Origin of the sequence: Pseudomonas sp. BF-RE-21 (genome assembly GCF_019947305.1) — a bacterium.
GTDB classification, from domain to species: domain Bacteria; phylum Pseudomonadota; class Gammaproteobacteria; order Pseudomonadales; family Pseudomonadaceae; genus Aquipseudomonas; species Aquipseudomonas migulae.
On sequence record NZ_JAGYGF010000011.1, the window covers coordinates 96,853 to 114,812 of the forward strand.

At 59.5% G+C, this 17,960-nt stretch carries 17 protein-coding genes and 1 tRNA gene; 4 read left to right on the plus strand and 14 right to left on the minus strand.

The window, feature by feature from the left end; translation table 11 throughout:
* Positions 1-120: 120 nt before the first annotated feature.
* On the minus strand, positions 121-486 hold the full coding sequence (locus KGB25_RS10850) for a response regulator (protein WP_008034388.1): 366 nt from the start codon (positions 484-486) through the stop codon (positions 121-123).
* A gap of 1,023 nt (positions 487-1,509) precedes the next feature.
* Complete coding sequence (locus KGB25_RS10855) at positions 1,510-2,196, minus strand: Crp/Fnr family transcriptional regulator (protein ID WP_008034098.1); 687 nt, start codon at positions 2,194-2,196, stop codon at positions 1,510-1,512.
* A gap of 84 nt (positions 2,197-2,280) precedes the next feature.
* Here KGB25_RS10855 and KGB25_RS10860 point away from each other — a divergent pair, with 84 nt between their 5' ends.
* A complete protein-coding gene (locus KGB25_RS10860; protein ID WP_223434933.1) occupies positions 2,281-2,799 on the plus strand; it encodes a DUF962 domain-containing protein in 519 nt (172 codons plus the stop codon).
* 107 nt (positions 2,800-2,906) lie between these two features.
* Here KGB25_RS10860 and KGB25_RS10865 read toward each other — a convergent pair whose 3' ends face one another.
* The 6 genes from KGB25_RS10865 to dibA form a co-directional block, all read right to left on the minus strand.
* Complete coding sequence (locus tag KGB25_RS10865; protein WP_008034095.1) at positions 2,907-3,896, minus strand: sulfate/molybdate ABC transporter ATP-binding protein; 990 nt, start codon at positions 3,894-3,896, stop codon at positions 2,907-2,909.
* A gap of 3 nt (positions 3,897-3,899) precedes the next feature.
* Positions 3,900-4,769: a sulfate ABC transporter permease subunit CysW gene (gene cysW, locus KGB25_RS10870; RefSeq protein ID WP_008034093.1), complete on the minus strand. Its 870-nt coding sequence runs from the start codon at positions 4,767-4,769 to the stop codon at positions 3,900-3,902.
* A 12-nt stretch (positions 4,770-4,781) separates the two neighbouring features.
* On the minus strand, positions 4,782-5,600 hold the full coding sequence (gene cysT, locus KGB25_RS10875) for a sulfate ABC transporter permease subunit CysT (RefSeq protein ID WP_007899634.1): 819 nt from the start codon (positions 5,598-5,600) through the stop codon (positions 4,782-4,784).
* Between the two features lie 70 nt (positions 5,601-5,670).
* On the minus strand, positions 5,671-6,684 hold the full coding sequence (locus tag KGB25_RS10880) for a sulfate ABC transporter substrate-binding protein (RefSeq protein ID WP_008034089.1): 1,014 nt from the start codon (positions 6,682-6,684) through the stop codon (positions 5,671-5,673).
* 69 nt (positions 6,685-6,753) lie between these two features.
* Positions 6,754-6,936: a sulfur starvation response protein OscA gene (gene oscA / locus KGB25_RS10885; RefSeq protein ID WP_008034086.1), complete on the minus strand. Its 183-nt coding sequence runs from the start codon at positions 6,934-6,936 to the stop codon at positions 6,754-6,756.
* Positions 6,937-7,233: 297 nt separating this feature from the next.
* Entirely contained in the window at positions 7,234-9,153 is a 1,920-nt protein-coding gene (dibA, locus tag KGB25_RS10890) for a phosphodiesterase DibA (RefSeq protein ID WP_223434934.1), read from the minus strand.
* A gap of 147 nt (positions 9,154-9,300) precedes the next feature.
* On the opposite strand from dibA, the gene desA reads away from it, so the two are divergent.
* On the plus strand, positions 9,301-10,488 hold the full coding sequence (gene desA / locus KGB25_RS10895; protein WP_008034081.1) for a delta-9 fatty acid desaturase DesA: 1,188 nt from the start codon (positions 9,301-9,303) through the stop codon (positions 10,486-10,488).
* A gap of 143 nt (positions 10,489-10,631) precedes the next feature.
* Positions 10,632-11,621: a GGDEF domain-containing protein gene (locus tag KGB25_RS10900; RefSeq protein ID WP_008039684.1), complete on the plus strand. Its 990-nt coding sequence runs from the start codon at positions 10,632-10,634 to the stop codon at positions 11,619-11,621.
* A 126-nt stretch (positions 11,622-11,747) separates the two neighbouring features.
* On the opposite strand, the gene KGB25_RS10905 is transcribed toward KGB25_RS10900, so the two are convergent.
* The 3 genes from KGB25_RS10905 to gabD form a co-directional block, all read right to left on the minus strand.
* Positions 11,748-12,962 (minus strand): response regulator, encoded by a 1,215-nt coding sequence (locus KGB25_RS10905; RefSeq protein ID WP_223434935.1) that lies wholly within the window; start codon positions 12,960-12,962, stop codon positions 11,748-11,750.
* Between the two features lie 127 nt (positions 12,963-13,089).
* Complete coding sequence (gabT, locus tag KGB25_RS10910; protein ID WP_008039680.1) at positions 13,090-14,367, minus strand: 4-aminobutyrate--2-oxoglutarate transaminase; 1,278 nt, start codon at positions 14,365-14,367, stop codon at positions 13,090-13,092.
* Between the two features lie 197 nt (positions 14,368-14,564).
* Positions 14,565-16,007 (minus strand): NADP-dependent succinate-semialdehyde dehydrogenase, encoded by a 1,443-nt coding sequence (gene gabD, locus KGB25_RS10915; protein WP_008034642.1) that lies wholly within the window; start codon positions 16,005-16,007, stop codon positions 14,565-14,567.
* Positions 16,008-16,355: 348 nt separating this feature from the next.
* Between gabD and KGB25_RS10920 the strand changes: the two genes are divergently transcribed.
* Positions 16,356-16,432 (plus strand) — tRNA-Arg (locus KGB25_RS10920).
* An 81-nt stretch (positions 16,433-16,513) separates the two neighbouring features.
* On the opposite strand, the gene KGB25_RS10925 is transcribed toward KGB25_RS10920, so the two are convergent.
* Genes KGB25_RS10925 through KGB25_RS10935 form a run of 3 tightly spaced genes read right to left on the minus strand, consistent with a single transcriptional unit; the run spans position 16,514 to position 17,960 of the window.
* Positions 16,514-16,780 (minus strand): hypothetical protein, encoded by a 267-nt coding sequence (locus KGB25_RS10925; RefSeq protein WP_223434936.1) that lies wholly within the window; start codon positions 16,778-16,780, stop codon positions 16,514-16,516.
* Positions 16,781-16,800: 20 nt separating this feature from the next.
* Positions 16,801-17,397 carry a hypothetical protein gene (locus tag KGB25_RS10930; RefSeq protein ID WP_223434937.1) on the minus strand — a complete coding sequence of 199 codons (597 nt, stop codon included), beginning with the start codon at positions 17,395-17,397 and terminating at the stop codon, positions 16,801-16,803.
* Positions 17,394-17,960 (minus strand): RNA polymerase sigma factor, encoded by a 567-nt coding sequence (locus tag KGB25_RS10935; protein ID WP_207285562.1) that lies wholly within the window; start codon positions 17,958-17,960, stop codon positions 17,394-17,396. Before KGB25_RS10935 ends, KGB25_RS10930 begins: the two co-directional genes overlap by 4 nt.

A 17,960-nucleotide genomic window follows, 5' to 3' on the forward strand; every position in this document is an offset into this window, starting at 1 on the left:
ATCGCGAGCAGGCTCGCTCCCACAATGGATCTTCAGCGAACACAAAAATTTCCTGGCAACGCAGCCCCCTGTGGGAGCGAGCCTGCTCGCGAAGGCAATTGCCCAGGCACCGCAGAAGCTTCAGCGCCCCCGATCCCGCCGCACCAACTTGCGCACCCGCGCCACCAACTCGCTCACGGCAAACGGCTTGAGCAGATAATCGTCCTCATGCAGCTCCAACCCGCGCAGGCGATCTTCAATCCCATCCTTGGTGGTGAGAAACAGCACCGGCGTCTCGCCGAGCTTGCGGATCTGTTGCTGCAATTGCCAGCCGTTCAACCCCGGTAGCATGACGTCAAGAATGATCAGCTCGTATTCACCGGTCTCGATGAAGCGACGGCCGTCCATGCCGTTGAGCGCCACATCCACCGAGTAACTCGCTTCGCTCAGGCCGTTGGCCAGGAGTTTGGCGGTCTCCGGCTCGTCTTCCACTAACAGCACACGCATGGCACACCTCGATTGTCATCGTCACAGGCTAGGCGCCTTCGCGGGCAAAGCCCACCTTTACTGTGATGCTTCGGTTCAGCGGTAGCGGCGGGTTGGGGTACATATCCGTTTCTGCGGTGAGGGCGGCTATTGGTTTCGCCCTTACGGCGAGTCACTTGGAAGAGCCCCAAGTAACCAAGGGCTCTTGCCCCTTTCGTTCGGTGCCTCGCTCCGGTCCTGCTCCGTGGGCCCGCCGCCATCGGCCATCCATGGCCGGGGGCGGCTAACCCGGCATCCATGCCGGGTTGCCCACTGCGCAGAACCTCCACTCGGCCTCTCGAGGGGGCGCTCAGATCAAAAGCTGAAGGCGAGCTAACGCTCGACCTGATGAGTGGTGAGAAGCAAAAGCAAACGCGATTCCCTGTAGGAGCGAGGCTTGCCCGCGAAAAACGACCGGACAACGCGTTCATTCAGACAGCACGCGTTATCGTTGACGTCCATCGCCAGCAAGCTGGCTCCTACAGTGGAAATGCATATGCGTTTGGATAAATACGATCAACTGTAGGAGCCGGCTTGCTGCGGGCGGCGTTCCGACGATAGCGGTGGGTCAGTCAACGTGTGTATTGGCTGGGCCGACGCCATCGCCAGCAAGCCGGCTCCTACAGGGGAATGTGCAAAAATCCAAAATTAGTGCGGCCACCACAGTGCAGGAGTGTGCACACGACCGAAGAGCCAGGTCGGCTTTCAGGCCGCCTCGGCGGCTGTGGCGGTGGTCGCCCCCTCGAGAGGCTGAGTGGAGGTTCTGCGCAGTGGGCAACCCGGCATGGATGCCGGGTTAGCCGCGCACGGCCAAGGATGGCCGATCGCGGCGGGCCCACGGAGCAGGACCGGAGCGAGGGCATGGCGAGCATTAGCGAGGCACCGAACGAAAGGGGCAAGAGCCTTTTGGTTACTTTGGGGCTTTTCCAAAGTGACTCGCCGTAAGGGCGAAACCACCAGCCGCCATACCAAAAATAACGGATATCCCCCAATCGCCGGGCAGCGTTAAAAGATCGCCAACGCCCGCAACCGCTCAGCATCCAGAATCTCAATCTCACCGTACTTCAAATTCAAAATCCCCTGCCCCTGCAATTCCTTGAGCAGCTGATTGGTGGTTTGGCGTGACAGCGACAGCATTGAGGCCAGCTGTTCCTGCGGCAGTTGCAGCACGCGCCGCGGCGGGGCGATTTCGCCGTAACCGTCGGCGATCATCAGCAAGCGATGCGCCAACCGTGCAGGCGCCGGCATCAGGCTCAACTGTTCGAGGTTGATGAAGGTCAGGCGCAGTTTCTGGCTCATCAGCAACGCCAGTTGCCGCCAGTACACCGGTTGCTCATCCAGCAAAGCCAGCAGCGCGGCTTGCGGGATGTGCAGCAGGATGCACTGGCCGACGCCGAACGCATCATGGGTACGTGGCTGGCCGTCGAACAGACAGATTTCGCCAAACCAGTGCGGTGACTCCACCAGGCTCAACAACGCTTCCTTGCCCTGCTCGCTGACAGCGCCGATTCGAACGGAACCTTCGAGCACCGCGTACAAGCCGCACGGCGGATCGCCGCGCTTGAACAGCCGCTGCCCCGACGCCAGCCGCCGTACCTTGGCGCTGGCCAACAGACTATTCTGTAGAGGAACAGGTAGATGACTGAACCACTGCCCCGTTTCCAGGCGCGAACGCCAAACCTGCATGTCCATGAAAACTCCTGGAGATTGTCGCCTGGCTGACAGAGCGAGCGGTGAACCCGGGGCATGATCAATCACCCTACAGGAGGAATAACAATGAAAAGCCTCGTTGACCATCTCAGTCAATACGCCGCCTACCACCGTGATCCGCGCAATATTGCCAGCCACTTTATCGGTATTCCGCTGATTGTGGTCGCTGTCGCGGTGTTGCTGTCGCGGCCGCAATGGGCCGCAGGCTGGCTTTCGCCGGCGGTGCTGGTCTCGCTGGCATCGGCGTGGTTCTACCTGCGCCTGGAACTGCGTTTAGGCGTGCTGATGACGGTGCTGCTCGGACTGTGCGTTTGGGCGGGTCATGTGCTGGCACAGCAAAGCACGCTGGTGTGGCTGGCGAGCGGCGTCGGGATGTTTGTGATCGGCTGGGCGATTCAGTTTGTCGGGCATCATTACGAAGGACGCAAACCGGCGTTTGTCGATGATGTGACGGGGTTGATTGTCGGGCCGTTGTTTGTGGTGGTTGAACTGGCGTTTTTGCTGGGGATGCGACGGGATTTGAAAGAGCTGATCGAGGCGCGGGTAGGGGGTGTTCGGGTCAATCCGAAGCGCGCTGCTGCGTAAGACGCCTTCGCGGGCAAGCCTCGCTCCTACAGGGTTCTGGGTCGATCACATAATTTGTGTACAACCCCAACCACTGTGGGAGCGGGCTTGCCCGCGAAGTTTTTGCTTTAGATGTTGGCGACTTTCTGCCAGACCTTCGGCTTGAAGAACAACGTCTCGCCCTTCGCCAGACCGATCAGGCTGTCGTGATCCTTCACCACTTCCGCTTCGATCAAATCACTCTGCCCTTCGACCTTCAACGTCACCCGGGTCGTCGCGCCCAGCGGACGGATATCGCGCACTTCGGCCGCGTGGTGATCCTCCAGTTCATGCCGCGACAGCGACACTTCATGCGGACGGAACAGCACGTGTTTATCTTCGCCCAGATGCAGACGGTTCGAATCACCGAGGAAGTGATAAACGAAATCGCTGGCCGGGTTTTCGTAGACGTCGCCCGGTGAACCGATCTGCTCGATCACGCCTTTGTTCATCACCACGATACGGTCGGCCACTTCCATCGCCTCTTCCTGGTCGTGGGTCACGAACACGGAAGTCAGGTTGATGTCTTCGTGCAGCCGTGCCAGCCAGCGACGCAGCTCCTTGCGGACCTTGGCGTCGAGGGCACCGAACGGTTCGTCGAGCAGCAGCACTTTCGGCTCAACCGCCAAGGCACGAGCCAGCGCGATACGCTGACGCTGGCCGCCGGAAAGTTGTTCCGGGTAGCGATCCGACAACCAGTCCAGTTGCACCATGTTCAGCAGCTCGTGGACCTTCACCGCGATCTGGCTTTCAGTCGGGCGCTGGTTTTTCGGTTTCATGCGCAGGCCGAACGCGACGTTGTCGAACACCGTCATGTGGCGGAACAACGCGTAATGCTGGAACACGAACCCGACGTTGCGATCACGCACGTCGTGGCCGGAAACGTCTTCACCGTGGAACACGATGTTGCCCTGATCCGGGGTTTCCAGACCGGCGATGATCCGCAGCAGCGTGGTCTTGCCGCAACCCGACGGGCCGAGCAGCGCCACGAGTTCGCCGCTTTGAATGTCCAGGCTGATGTCATTGAGGGCCTTGAACGCATTGAAATTCTTGCTGACGTTACGCACTTCGATCGACATGAATTATTCCTCCGCGGCGCTGGCGCGCAGGCGGTTAATACGGTTTTCGCTCCACTGCTTGAGCAGCAGGATGAAGAGCGCCAGGATCAGCAACAGGCTCGCCACAGCGAACGCGGCCACGTGGTTGTATTCGTTGTAGAGAATCTCAACGTGCAACGGCAAGGTGTTGGTCACCCCGCGAATGTGCCCGGAAACCACCGACACCGCCCCGAACTCACCCATCGCCCGCGCCGTGCACAGCACCACGCCGTAGATCAGGCCCCATTTGATATTGGGCACGGTGACATGCCAGAACATCTGCCAGCCATTGGCACCCAGCAGGCGCGCGGCTTCTTCTTCCTGCGTGCCTTGTTCCTGCATCAGCGGGATCAGTTCACGCGCCACGAACGGCACGGTGACGAAAATCGTCGCCAGCACGATGCCCGGCAAGGCGAAGACGATCTGGATATCGTGATCCTGCAACCACGGGCCGAACAGCCCCTGGGCGCCGAACATCAGCACGTAGACCAGACCGGCGATCACCGGCGATACCGAGAACGGCAGGTCGATCAGGGTCACCAGAATGCTTTTACCGCGGAACGAGTATTTGCTCACGCACCACGCGGCGCTGACGCCGAACACGAGGTTCAACGGGACTGAAATCAACACGGCGATGACCGTGAGTTTCAGCGCCGACAGCGCGTCGGGTTCAAGGATCGCGGTGAAGAACGAACCCAGACCATTCTTCAAACCCTGGGACACCACAATCACGAGCGGCAGCAACAGGAAAAGGGCAAACACCAGCCAGCCGAGGCCGATCAGGATTCGCCGTGACGTGGCACTGCCACGGCGGGCAGCGTTCGAGGAAGCAGCAGCAATAGATGATTGGGACATTTCTGCGCCTCCTTATGGGGTTTCAATACGGCGTTGCAGCAAGTTGATCAGCAGCAACAGGACGAAGGAAACCACCAGCATCAGTACACCAATGGAGGTGGCGCCGGTGTAATCGTACTGGTCGAGCTTGACCATGATCAGCAGCGGCAGAATTTCTGTTTTCATCGGCATGTTGCCGGCGATGAAAATCACCGAACCGTACTCGCCGACCCCGCGGGCAAAGGCCAACGCGAAACCGGTCAACCAGGCAGGCAGCAGCGCGGGCACCAGGATATGGCGGAAAACCTGCAGTGGTTTTGCACCAAGGCACGCCGCTGCTTCTTCCACTTCACGCGGGATATCGGCCAATACTGGCTGTACCGTACGTACTACGAATGGAAGCGTTACAAAAGTCAGCGCCAGCGTGATGCCGAGGGGGGTATACGCGATCTTGAAACCCAGGTCCGCAGCAAACTGACCCACCCAACCATTCGGCGCGTACAGCGCAGTCAGCGCGATACCGGCCACGGCAGTAGGCAAAGCGAAGGGCAAATCGATCATCGCATCGATGACCTTGCGACCCGGGAAGGTATAGCGCACCAACACCCAGGCCAGCAGCGTGCCGATGATGCCGTTGATGATCGCGGCGTACAGCGCGGTGCCGAAGCTCAGCTTCAACGCCGCCAGCACGCGGGGCGCCGAGATGATCGCCCAGAACTGATCCCAGGTGAGTTGAGCGGCATGCACGAACATCGCCGCCAGTGGTATGAGCACAATCAGGCTGAGGTACACCAAGGTGTAGCCCAGCGTCAGCCCGAAGCCGGGTATGACGGGGGAGATACGACGCGACATAAAAGTCCTTGGTTGAGAACGCACAAAGCCCCGAACGTATATCCGGGGCTCGTTTATGGCTTATTGCAGATTACTGCGCCGAGTAAATCTGGTCGAACACGCCACCGTCATTAAAGAATTTCGGTTGCGCGGTTTTCCAGCCGCCGAAGTCTTTGTCGATGGTCACCAGTTCCAGTTTCGGGAACTGCTGGGCGTACTTGGCGGAGACTTCCTTGTCACGTGGACGATAGAAGTTTTTCGCGGCAATTTCCTGGCCGGCCGGGCTGTACAGGTGCTTGAGGTACGCTTCGGCGATCTGCTCGTTGCCTTTTTTCTCGGCGTTTTTGTCGACGACCGCCACTGGAGGCTCGGCCAGGATCGACAGCGAAGGCACGACGATCTCGAACTTGTCGGCGCCGCCGTCTTCTTTCAGCGCCAGGAAGGCTTCGTTTTCCCAGGCCAACAACACGTCGCCCTGACCGTTGTTGACGAAAGTGATGGTCGAACCGCGAGCACCGGTGTCCAGCACAGGTACGTGCTTGAACAGGGTTTGTACGTATTCCTTGGCCTTGGCTTCGTTGCCACCGTTGGCTTTCAGGCCATAGGCCCACGCCGCGAGGAAGTTCCAGCGTGCGCCGCCGGAGGTTTTAGGGTTCGGAGTGATGACCGACACGTCGTTCTTGATCAGGTCGCCCCAGTCCTTGATGCCTTTAGGGTTGCCTTTACGCACCAGGAACACGATGGTCGAAGTGTATGGCGTGCTCGCTTCCGGCAGACGCTTCTGCCAGTCCGCCGGCAGGGTCTTGCCGAGCTTGGCGATTTCATCGATGTCACCGGCCAGGGCCAGGGTCACTACGTCGGCACGCAGACCGTCGATCACCGCACGGCCCTGCTTGCCCGAGCCACCGTGGGACTGCTGGATTTTCACGGTGTCGCCAGCATGGTCTTTCTGCCAGTACTTGACGAACTCGGCGTTGTAATCCTGATACAGCTCACGAGTCGGGTCGTACGACACGTTGAGCAGCTCATAATCCTTGGCAACCGCAGAACCAGCAAAAAGGGCACTGGCCAGCGCGGCCAAAGCGAAATGACGAATCGACGACATGGTGAAAGCTCCTGGAATTCTTGGTGTGTTGGCTTTTTTTATGAAGTGCTGGAATCGGTTGCCGGTTGCTTAGCTCGACTTGGTGCTCGGGTTCTGCAAACGGAATTTCTCTTTACGCTCGATCTGGACCACTTGAGCGTTGTGTACGGTGATTTCCACGGCGCCAAATCGCAGATCGCGCAGGGCGCTCTGGATCTCACGCAAGATGGTGGCTTCGTCTTGACCGTCAACGCTACGTAGGGATGCGCTCATGGTGCTGCTCCTTCAACTGAGAGGTTGCCTGGCAGTGGGCGGCACTGCTTGCGGCGTGAGGCCAATAGTAGATAGGTGCGGATATTCTTAAAAAGACTATTTAAGAATGTTTATATAACCAAAAAAAATTATTTGCCGGAACGAGGGTTTACGTCTGCGCGACGGATCAAGGATCCAAAAATCAGCCCCCACGCGATCCCTGTAGGAGCCGGCTTGCCGGCGATGAGGCCCTCGATATTTACGCAGGACTTGAGGCAGCCATCGCCGGCAAGCCGGCTCCTACAGGGGATCGAGTTGTTAGTAGGATTGGGGGGCGTGCATCCAGTCCAGCTGCCCCGCCGGCACCGGTCGGCCGAACCAGTAGCCCTGGCCAAGATCGCAACCGTGCTCCAGCAGGAAACCCGCCTGCTCGACCTGCTCGATCCCTTCGGCATGCACCTGCATGCCCATGCTTTGCGCCAAAGCGATGATCACGCGCACGATGGCCGCGTCGTCGTCATCCCAGGGCAATCCGGCGACGAAGCCCTGGTCGATCTTGAGTTTCTGCACCGGCAAACGCTTGAGTCGCAACAGTGACGAATAGCCGGTACCGAAATCATCGATGGCCAGCCGTACGCCGAGCTCGCGCAAACGATGCATCTGCTCCAGGGCCACTTCCGGGTCATCCATCACCGCACTCTCGGTGACTTCCAGCTCCAGATACGCGGGATCCAGCCCGGTGTCGCGCAGCACCTGCGCCACCTGCTGATACAGCTCACGGCGCGCGAACAAGCGCGATGAAACATTCACCGCGACAAACGACAACGCCACCCCGGCCTGCTGCCAGTGGCACATCTGCCGGCAAGCCTGCTGCATGACCCAGGCATCGATCTCGGCGATCAATCCGGTGCGCTCGGCGATGGGGATGAATTCCGCCGGCGACACCAACCCCCGCTGCGGGTGCTCCCAGCGCACCAGCGCCTCGACACCGACCAGGCGACGGGTCTTGAGGTCGTGAACCGGCTGGTAATACACGCGCAATTCCTGCTGTTCCAGCGCACGGCGCAATTCGGATGCCGTCTCGACCCGCTGTTGCGCATGAGCAGTCAATTCTTCGGTGTAGAGCGCGTAACCATCGCGACCAGCGCTTTTGGCCTTGAACAAGGCCGAGTCGGCGTTACGCAGCAGTTGTTCAGCGCTCAAGGCATCACCGGGAAACAGGCTGATGCCGATGCTGGCGTTGATAAACAGCCGATGACCGTCAATGTGGAACGGCTCCTTGAGACCGTCGACGATCCGCTGGGCCAGTGCCGCGGCGTGCACCAGTTGCGGGCAACTTTCAGCCAGTACGGCGAACTCATCGCCGCCCAGCCGCGCCAGCGTGATGCCCGGGCCGAACATGGCTTTCAAGCGTTCGGCCACGGCCTTGAGCAATTGGTCACCGACCGTGTGCCCGAGGCTGTCGTTGATCATCTTGAAATGATCCAGATCGATCATCAGCAACGCACAGCCGCGCTTTTGGATCTGCGCCGACGCCAATGCCTGCTCGGCACGGTCGGTGAACAGCAGACGGTTGGGCAGATCGGTCAGTGGATCGTGATGCGCCAGGTACTTGAGTTCGTGCTCGGAATCCTTGATCGCGCTGATGTCGGAAAACACCGCGACGTAGTGGCTGAGCTTGCCGTGGTCGTCATGAATCAGGCGGATCGTCTGCCATTGCGGGTAGATCCCGCCGTTTTTGCGACGGTTCCAGATCTCGCCGCTCCACTCGCCGCAACGGTTGAGCGTGGCGAACATCGTCTGATAGAAACTCGCCGGGTGGTGGCCGGATTTGAACAGGCTGGGTTGCTGGCCCAACACTTCTTCGCACTGGTAGCCGGTAATTTCCATGAAGGCGCGGTTCACATGGACGATGACCCCATTACGGTCGGTGACCAGCACGCCTTCACGGGTGCAATCGAACACGGCGGCGGCCTGACGCAGGCGCTCCCGGTCTTCATTGCGCTCACGCAATTTGGCGCCGATCCCCAGGCAACGGAACAATCGCGCCCGAGCGAGGAAGATCAGCCCGGCGCTGAGCACCACCCAAACGTAACCGTTGATCAGTTGCCATCGCAGTAACTCATCGGAGCTATCGAAGAAACTGTTCAATAAATAACCACTGAGCTCCAGCCAGACGACGGAAAGCAGCAGGTAAAGCAGCGATGCACGCATGGCATCGCGATAGGTGGCAGACATTCGGCCGTCCATGTCCCTACAAAAGGGTTGGAATTATAGGTTAATGAAACATCAAGCCACTCTTATCTGAAAGGGCGACTGGTTTTATCTGTGGGCTTAGTGATAATGCAACGGCTGTTTTTTTCTTTATCGAGGGCGCTATAGCCTATGTGGTACGAAGGTTTTCTCGGCTTGTCGCCCTGGTCACTGGTGGCAGTCACCCTGCTGATGACCCACGTCACGATTATCGGCGTGACGGTCTATCTGCATCGCTATTCAGCCCATCGCTCGCTTGAGCTCAATGCCGGCCTGAAACATTTCTTCCGCTTCTGGCTGTGGCTGACCACGGCGCAGAACACCCGCGAGTGGACCGCCATCCACCGCAAGCATCACGCCAAATGCGAAACCGTCGATGACCCGCACAGCCCGGTCATCAAGGGCTTGTCCACCGTTCTGCGCAAAGGTGCCGAGCTGTACCGAGCCGAAGCGGAAAACCCCGAGACCCTGCGCATCTACGGCAAGAATTGCCCCGAAGACTGGATCGAACGCAACCTCTACAGCCGTTACCCGCTGTTGGGCGTGGCGATCATGGCCGTCATCGACCTGCTGCTGTTCGGCACCATCGGCATCACCATCTGGGCTATCCAGATGATGTGGATCCCGGTCTGGGCCGCCGGTGTGGTCAATGGCCTGGGCCACGCCGTCGGCTACCGCAACTTCGAATGCCGCGATGCGGCGACCAATCTGGTGCCCTGGGGCATCCTGATCGGCGGTGAAGAACTGCATAACAACCATCACACCTATCCTAATTCGGCAAAACTGTCGGTGAAGAAGTGGGAATTCGACCTCGGCTGGGCCTGGATCCAGGTCTTCAGTTTCCTGCGCCTGGCCAAGGTTCAACGAGTTGCGCCGATTGCCCACCGGGTCGAAGGCAAAGGCAACCTGGACATGGACACCGCCATGGCCATCCTCAACAACCGCTTCCAGATCATGGCCCAGTACCGCAAATTGGTGATCGCGCCGCTGGTCAAACAAGAGCTGGAAAAGGTCGATCACTCGGTCCGTCACCAATTCCACAGGGCCAAACGCCTGCTCTCGCGGGAAACCAGCCTGCTCGATGACAAACACCACCTGCGCATCCAGACCATGCTCGAGCACAGTCAGGCGCTGAAGGTAATTTACGAGAAACGACTGGCCTTGCAGCAGATCTGGGTCAAGACCAGCTCAAATGGTCACGACATGCTGGCGGCCATCAAGGATTGGGTACACGAAGCCGAAGCCAGCGGAATTCAGTCCCTGCGCGACTTCGCCGACCAATTGAAGACCTATTCCCTGCGCCCTGCCGCTACCGCCTGACACCGTTGATCGGTGCGCCCCGTTTGCGGGCGCACCCTTCGGAACTTAGCTCCAAATCCCCTATCTCAAAGACACTTCGCCACTACGGCGGGCTTTGTTGTGGCCGCTGTCGAACACGCGGCACGTCCTTGAGATTTGTGTCGATGGTCAATAAGAACCTGCAAGACTCATCCCTACCCCAGTGGCCGGAAGCCGCGCAAACCCTGATGGCGCTGATGCATGCCCAAGGCGAAGTCGCGCGCCTGAGCGAACGCGAACAGCTGTTCAGCTCGCTGCTGGTGAGCGTTAACGCGGTACTTTGGGCGTTCAACTGGGAAACCCGCCAGGTGCTCTACGTGAGCCCTGCCTATGAACGGATTTTCGGTCGGCCCGCCGGCCTGTTGCTGGCCGACGCCAACCAGTGGCGCGACAGCATTTACCCCGACGATCTGGAGTACGCCGAGCGCAGCCTCGCCGAAGTGCTGGTCAAAGGCGCCGTCGAAGACCGTGAGTACCGCATCATTACCGCCGACGGCCAGGTGCGCTGGCTCAGCGACAAGTGCTTCATCAACCGGCAAGCCGAACCGGGTCAACCGGTGATCATCGTCGGCATTGCCGAAGACATCACCGACAAGAAGCAGATGGAAAGCGAGTTGCATCGCCTGGCTACCACCGATGTCCTGACCCAGAGCAGCAACCGCCGCCACTTCTTCGACTGCGCCCACCTTGAATTCGAACAGGCAAGAAAAAAAGGCACGCCGTTGGCGTTTCTGTTGCTGGACATCGATGACTTCAAATTGATCAACGACACCTACGGCCATCCGGAAGGCGACAACGTGCTGCAACGGATCGCCGAATGCGGGCAAGCGGCTTTACGGCGCGGCGATGTGTTCGGACGCATTGGTGGCGAGGAGTTTGCGGCGGTGTTCCCCGGTTGCGCACCGGATATGGCCATGCAAGTGGCCGAGCGCCTGCAACGGGAGATTCAGCGGTTGAGCTTCAGCCATGACGACCAGACGTTCGGCATCACCGTCAGCCAGGGATTGACCAGCCTGACGGCCGAAGATTTAAACCTGGATAGCCTGTTCGCCCGCGCGGACGCGGCGATGTACGAAGCGAAGCGCCAGGGCAAGAACCGGATCATCTCCGGCTGACAGCCCCAACACAGATCCCTGTAGGAGCCGGCTTGCCGGCGATGGGGCCATAACATTCAACATTGATGCTGGCTGTGATACCGCCATCGCCGGCAAGCCGGCTCCTACAAGGGTTCTGCGTCGGACTTATTTTTTGCGCAAACGTATCAATTCCGGCAAGCCAATCTTGAGCAGCCGCGCCGTCCGGCTCTTGGCCAGTTCCTCAATGCCCTCATGCTCATTCAATCGCGCCAACTGTGCCGCCATGTTCATCACCAGCGCTTCGCGGGAGTAAACCCCGCCACCGAGCTGGTAGACCGCCGCAATCAGCTCTCGCAGCTCCAGAGGCAGGCGCCAGCGGGTTCGCAACGCCGAACCATAGGCTGCACCGAACTCGGCCAGTGCATCACCGACTTCCTCCCATTCATCCAGCTCTCCACCGGACTGCTTCCATTCCTGCAGACACCGCAGCAACGCAAGGTCACCCAAGCGATGCAGCATGCCGGCGCAGTAACAGCGCTCCTGGTCCAGATCCAGCAAGCGTGCCAATGTCCGGGCGTATTCAGCGGTGTGCAGCGAGAGGTTCCAGTAGCGCTCGGCATAATCGGCCAGCAGCGGATCGCTGAGCCGCGCACTGCGCTTGAGCGCCAACCCCAAAATCAAATTCATGCTCTGCCCAGTGCCCAGCCGATGCAGCGCCTGGGACAGGGTTTGTACCGCAGCGCCGTGATGCTGGGCTGCACTGTTGGCGGCGGCGATCAGGACGGCAGTGATCTGTGGATCAACGCGGATTTCATCTTCGAGCAACTTCAGGTCAAGACCGTTGGGATTAAGGCTGCGCTTGACCGCCAGTTCCACGTCGGTCATCAGCGGCGCACCATCGGTAAACTCACGACGACACTCCAGGTACGCCGACAAGCTCATGCCCGGCGCCAACGCCGGCACCTCACACGAGACCTGTTCCCCAGCGTTCAGCAGCAGATCCTGCAGACGGTGGGTCAGGCTTTCCATGTTCAGGGGTTTGGTCAGGTACGCCGAGGGCGCCAGGGGCAAGGCTTCGCGCACGCTGGCGCTGTCGTTGCGGGTGCTCATCAGAATAAAAGGCAACGGCGGATTGCGTTTGCGCTGGCGGACGTTGCGCAAGACATTCAAACCATCGACACCGGGCAATTCCCAGTCGACGATCACCAAGTCATACGGATTTTCCGCCAGCAGCTCCAACGCCTGTTGACCGTCGGCACAAAGATCCAGCCGCGCGTCACAGCGCACTTTCAACAGCACCTGCTTGAGCAAGTCGCGGGACCAGGGGTCAGCTTCGGCAATCAGCACACGCGGTACGGCGGGCAAAACTACAGCGGTCATCTGCATACTCCATTTGCACTGCTTGCACCTTAGTCAATGCGGGCCATTTGAAAAAGTGCGGCAGGTTCTGCAGTCACGAAAAAACCCGCCGAAGCGGGTTTTTTGTCGATCAGGTCACACTCGGTGATCAGAGCTCGGCGAAGCACTCTTCGATGATCGCCAGGCCTTTGTCCAGTTGCTCGTCCGGCGAGGTCAGCGGTACCAGGACGCGCAGAACGTTGCCGTAGGTGCCGCAGGACAGCAGGATCAGGCCTTTTTCACGAGCCTTGGCCACGACAGCAGCGACCGCTGGAGCGTTCGGCTTGTGGCTGTCGCCATCGACGAACAGCTCGACTGCGATCATCGCGCCCAGGGCACGGACTTCGCCGATTACCGGGTACTTGGCCTGGATGGCTTTCAGGCCAGTGACCAGACGCTCGCCGACTGCCTTGCAGCGGTCCAGCAGGTGCTCTTCTTCGAACACTTCCATCACGGCCAGGGCCGCGGCGCAAGCGATCGGGCTACCGGCGTAGGTGCCGCCCAGGCCGCCTGGAGCGATGGCGTCCATGTATTCGGCCTTGCCGCACACACCGGCCAGCGGGAAGCCGCCAGCGATGGATTTGGCGAAGGTAGTCAGGTCGGCGGCAACACCCATCTGTTCCATGGCGAAGAAGGTGCCGGTACGGCCGGCGCCAGTCTGCACTTCGTCAGCGATCAGCAGGATGCCGTGCTGGTCGCACAGGGCACGCAGGCGCTTCATGAACTCTTTAGGCGCGACGTAGAAACCGCCTTCGCCCTGAACCGGCTCGATGATGATGGCAGCGATGTCACGCGGCTCGGCGTCGTTCTTGAAGATGCGTTCGATGCTGGCGATCGAATCGTCGATGCTCACACCGTGCAGTTCGTTCGGGTACAGCGCGCGGAAGATGCCGCCTGGCATCAGGCCCATGCCGGCCGAGTAAGGCACGACTTTACCGGTCAGGCCCAGGGTCATCATGGTGCGACCGTGGTAAGCGCCGGTGAACGCGATCACGCCGGCACGGCCAGTGGCGGCACGGGCGATCTTGATGGAGTTTTCAACGGCTTCGGAACCGGTGGTCACCAGCAGGGTTTTCTTGGCGAAATCACCTGGCACCTTGGCGTTGATTTTTTCGCACACTTCTACGTACGGCTCGTAGGCCAGTACCTGGAAGCAGGTGTGGGTCAGCTTGTTCAGCTGCTCGGTCACGGCGGCGATGATTTTCGGGTGCACGTGGCCGGTGTTCAGCACGGCGATACCGCCGGCGAAGTCGATGAACTCGCGACCTTCAACGTCGGTCACGGTGGCGTTCTTCGCGGACTCGGCGAAGATCGGGTGAATCTGGCCAACACCGCGTGGTACAGCGGCTTCGCGGCGTTTCATCAGGGAAGCGTTAGTCTTGCTCATAAAGTCCTCATTCACCGCTCATCGGGCGGCGTGGTTCAAGGAAAATGCGGCGGGGAGGCAACTGAGGCAGCATGCGATGATCGACTGCCACAGCGTTCCCGGCCACAGAGAAAATTCCGGTTGAAGCACGCAAAGGGTCAGCGCTCTCGTGCCCTTTGCGTTTGAAGCAATGCCTTGCCGGGCTTATGCCCTCGAGCTTAGATGCCCAGGCAGAGGTATTTGATTTCCAGGTAATCTTCGATGCCGTACTTGGAGCCTTCACGGCCCAGGCCCGACGCCTTGATGCCGCCGAACGGCGCGACTTCGTTGGAGATCAACCCGGTGTTGACGCCAACCATGCCGTATTCCAGGGCTTCCGCCACACGGAACACACGACCCAGGTCGCGAGCATAGAAGTACGAGGCCAGACCGAATTCGGTGTCGTTGGACATCGCGATCACGTCGGCTTCGTCTTTGAAGCGGAACAGCGGCGCCAATGGACCGAAGGTTTCTTCCTTGGCCACGGCTGCGTTGTTCGGCACGTTGGTCAGGATGGTCGGCTCGAAGAAGTTGCCTTCCATCGACTTGCCGCCAGCCAGAACAGTTGCGCCTTTGGAAATGGCGTCAGCGATGTGCTCTTGCACCTTGGCCACGGCTTTTTCGTCGATCAGCGGGCCAGTGGTGGTGCCCACTTCCAGACCGTTGCCGATCTTGAGTTTGGCCACAGCCACTTTCAGTTTTTCGGCGAACGCATCGTAGACCGAATCCTGAATGTACAGGCGGTTGGCGCAGACGCAGGTCTGGCCGTTGTTGCGGTATTTGGAGATGATCGCGCCTTCGACGGCCTTATCCAGATCCGCGTCGTCGAACACGATGAACGGCGCGTTACCGCCCAGTTCCAGGGACACTTTCTTGATGTCCTTGGCGCATTCGGCCATCAACTGACGACCGATTTCGGTCGAACCAGTGAAGGACAATTTACGCACGATCGGGTTGCTGGTCAGCTCGCTGCCGATGTCGCCGGCGCTGCCGGAAACAACGCTGAACACGCCCGCAGGAATGCCGGCACGCTGGGCCAGTTCAGCCAGGGCGAAAGCGGAAAACGGAGTTTGCGAAGCAGGCTTGAGCACCATGGTGCAACCGGCGGCCAGGGCCGGGCCGGCTTTACGGGTGATCATCGCAGCCGGGAAGTTCCACGGGGTGATTGCAGCGGTCACGCCGATTGGCTGCTTGATCACGATCAGGCGCTTGTCTGGCTGGTGGCCCGGAATCACGTCACCGTAGACGCGCTTGGCTTCTTCGGCGAACCACTCGATAAAGGAAGCGGCGTAAACGATTTCGCCCTTGGCTTCGGCCAATGGCTTGCCCTGCTCCAGGGTCATCAGGCGAGCCAGGTCGTCCTGGTTCTCGATGATCAGCTCGAACCAGCGACGCAGCTTGTTGGCGCGGTCCTTGGCGGTCAGTGCACGCCAGGCCGGCAGCGCCTTGTCAGCAGCTTCGATCGCACGGCGGGTTTCGGCAGCGCCCATTTTCGGCACGGTGCCCAGAATTTCGCCCGTTGCCGGGTTGTTGACCTTGATCGTCTGACCATTGTCCGCATCAACCCAAGCGCCATCGATGAAGGCTTGCTGGCGGAACAACTGGGTGTCTTTAAGCTGCATGTCGGCTTTCCTTAACAGCACCGCGGCACGCGCGGAGCAAATTATGATTGTAGAAAGGCGCCTCAAAGGCTGCCGTCAGGGAAATCATTCACCGGGCTGAAGCACATAAATAGCGCACGGAATGTACTCGTGCGGTTCAGCACCCAGACAAGAGCGTTTGAAATCTCAAACGAATCCTAGGATCAAAGGGGGTAAAGGACAATAGGCTGTTCGAAAAAAAGAACGAAAACGCCGCATTTGCTCAATTTTTCTGATCAACGTAGCAAACGCAGGTTACGCTTTGAAAAAGCGCAGTCGATTCAGCAGCATGGACGCCCGCAGTGCATATGAGTATCATGGCGCCCGCTTGCACCAGTAGCTCAGCTGGATAGAGTACTGCCCTCCGAAGGCAGGGGTCGTGGGTTCGAATCCCGCCTGGTGCACCATATTAGTAGAAACGAGAAAGCCTCAGGCCGTAGGGTCTGGGGCTTTTTTGTGGGCCATGAAAAACCGCCCAAGCGGTTTTTTCATTCAGTCGTCCAGTCAAACTCGTCGTAATCATCGTCTTCGTCGTCCTCAAACTCTTCTTCATCTAGGACGTCCTCCTCCAGAACCTCTTCTGCCTGCTTGGCCAGAAGAAATTCCTTACGACTCTCGGTCACTGCTCGCCGCAGTTCCTCGCCCTTGACGGGGCAGTTGAGCATTTGGGCGATGCGGTCGATTTTTTTTGCCACGGCATCCTCCAACGCATCGGCTATAGGCCGATAGTGCGCGCTTTCGGGGGTGGATGCCAAATCGCAGAGCACCGCCGTCCTCAGTTTTTCTTCAATTCCTTAAGCCGGGCCGCGAGATTTTCCTTGGGAAAGCGTTTGTGTAATGTCGCCAACAATTCATCCGCCTCACGTGCCTGACCGGCGTTCTGCAGGCGAACCACTTCAAGCAACTGCTCATCCAGGGTTTTCACCGGCGCGGCGGCGCGTTTGCTGACTTTTGCTTCCTCGGCCATTTCGACACTGATCGATTCGCTCTGCGCGGGGGCGGCAAAATCGGCCATCGGCGCGGCTGGGGCAGCCAACGAGCGCGCAACTGACGACGGTGCTTGCGCTGCCTCTTTTTTGGCAACCGGGGCAGATGCTTTGGGGGCGAAGTCGTAACTCGGTACTTGCTCCGGTGTGCGTTGCACCAGCGCCAGCATCAGCGCGACACCGACAAGGCTGGCAAATGCGACCTGCCAACGAGGTTTCTGGCAAGCCTGAACCCAGCGCTGCCACAGACTCGGTTTCGGCGCTGGGACTTCACGCTGTGCGGCAGTCAGGATGAACGCATCAAGATGGCTCGGCGGTTCGGCGGTCGAATGCTCGCGGAAATGCTGAAGCATTTCATCGTCTGGTGTTTTGCGGGCGTCAGTCATGTCAGTACCTCCTCGGCCAGCAGCCGACGCAGTTTTTGCTGGGCGTAGCGCAAGCGGCTCTTGACGGTTTCCAGCGGTGTTTCGGTGAGGGTGGCGATCTGCGGCAGGTCGAGATCGCCATGGGCGCGCAGCAGGAACACTTCGCGCTGGTCGGTGGGCAAGGTTTGCAGGGCGGATTCAAGGCGCTGGTTGTCGCGGCTCAGGCTCAGCAGTTGTTCGGGATCGGCGGCGTCATCGACCAGGGCGTGGGTTTGTTCGTCATAGCTGTCGTGCAAGGGGTTGTGGATTCCGTGTTTGCGCCAGTGATCGATCAGGCGATTGCGGGCGATCTGGTAAAGCCAGGTACGAAAATTCGCCCGACCTTGTGGCTGACTGGTGCTGCGGATCAGGCTCAGCCAGGTTTCCTGATAGACCTCTTCGGCGAGTTCGGATTTGCCGCTGAGGCCTAGCAGGAAACGATAAAGACCTTGCCGGTGACGGGCGTACAGAATCTCGAACGCCGGCCCGTCGCCTTTGCGATAACGGGCCAGCAGTGATTCGTCGCTCGGTTCAAGAGCAGACAT

Excerpts from the sequence above, each read along its gene's own strand:
- KGB25_RS10850 (WP_008034388.1), bottom strand. The coding sequence starts at position 486 with ATGCGTGTGCTGTTAGTGGAAGACGAGCCGGAGACCGCCAAACTCCTG.
- KGB25_RS10855 (WP_008034098.1), bottom strand. The coding sequence starts at position 2,196 with ATGGACATGCAGGTTTGGCGTTCGCGCCTGGAAACGGGGCAGTGGTTC.
- KGB25_RS10860 (WP_223434933.1), top strand. The coding sequence starts at position 2,281 with ATGAAAAGCCTCGTTGACCATCTCAGTCAATACGCCGCCTACCACCGT.
- KGB25_RS10865 (WP_008034095.1), bottom strand. The coding sequence starts at position 3,896 with ATGTCGATCGAAGTGCGTAACGTCAGCAAGAATTTCAATGCGTTCAAG.
- cysW (WP_008034093.1), bottom strand. The coding sequence starts at position 4,769 with ATGTCCCAATCATCTATTGCTGCTGCTTCCTCGAACGCTGCCCGCCGT.
- cysT (WP_007899634.1), bottom strand. The coding sequence starts at position 5,600 with ATGTCGCGTCGTATCTCCCCCGTCATACCCGGCTTCGGGCTGACGCTG.
- KGB25_RS10880 (WP_008034089.1), bottom strand. The coding sequence starts at position 6,684 with ATGTCGTCGATTCGTCATTTCGCTTTGGCCGCGCTGGCCAGTGCCCTT.
- oscA (WP_008034086.1), bottom strand. The coding sequence starts at position 6,936 with ATGAGCGCATCCCTACGTAGCGTTGACGGTCAAGACGAAGCCACCATC.
- dibA (WP_223434934.1), bottom strand. The coding sequence starts at position 9,153 with ATGTCTGCCACCTATCGCGATGCCATGCGTGCATCGCTGCTTTACCTG.
- desA (WP_008034081.1), top strand. The coding sequence starts at position 9,301 with ATGTGGTACGAAGGTTTTCTCGGCTTGTCGCCCTGGTCACTGGTGGCA.
- KGB25_RS10900 (WP_008039684.1), top strand. The coding sequence starts at position 10,632 with ATGGTCAATAAGAACCTGCAAGACTCATCCCTACCCCAGTGGCCGGAA.
- KGB25_RS10905 (WP_223434935.1), bottom strand. The coding sequence starts at position 12,962 with ATGACCGCTGTAGTTTTGCCCGCCGTACCGCGTGTGCTGATTGCCGAA.
- gabT (WP_008039680.1), bottom strand. The coding sequence starts at position 14,367 with ATGAGCAAGACTAACGCTTCCCTGATGAAACGCCGCGAAGCCGCTGTA.
- gabD (WP_008034642.1), bottom strand. The coding sequence starts at position 16,007 with ATGCAGCTTAAAGACACCCAGTTGTTCCGCCAGCAAGCCTTCATCGAT.
- KGB25_RS10930 (WP_223434937.1), bottom strand. The coding sequence starts at position 17,397 with ATGACTGACGCCCGCAAAACACCAGACGATGAAATGCTTCAGCATTTC.
- KGB25_RS10935 (WP_207285562.1), bottom strand. The coding sequence starts at position 17,960 with ATGTCTGCTCTTGAACCGAGCGACGAATCACTGCTGGCCCGTTATCGC.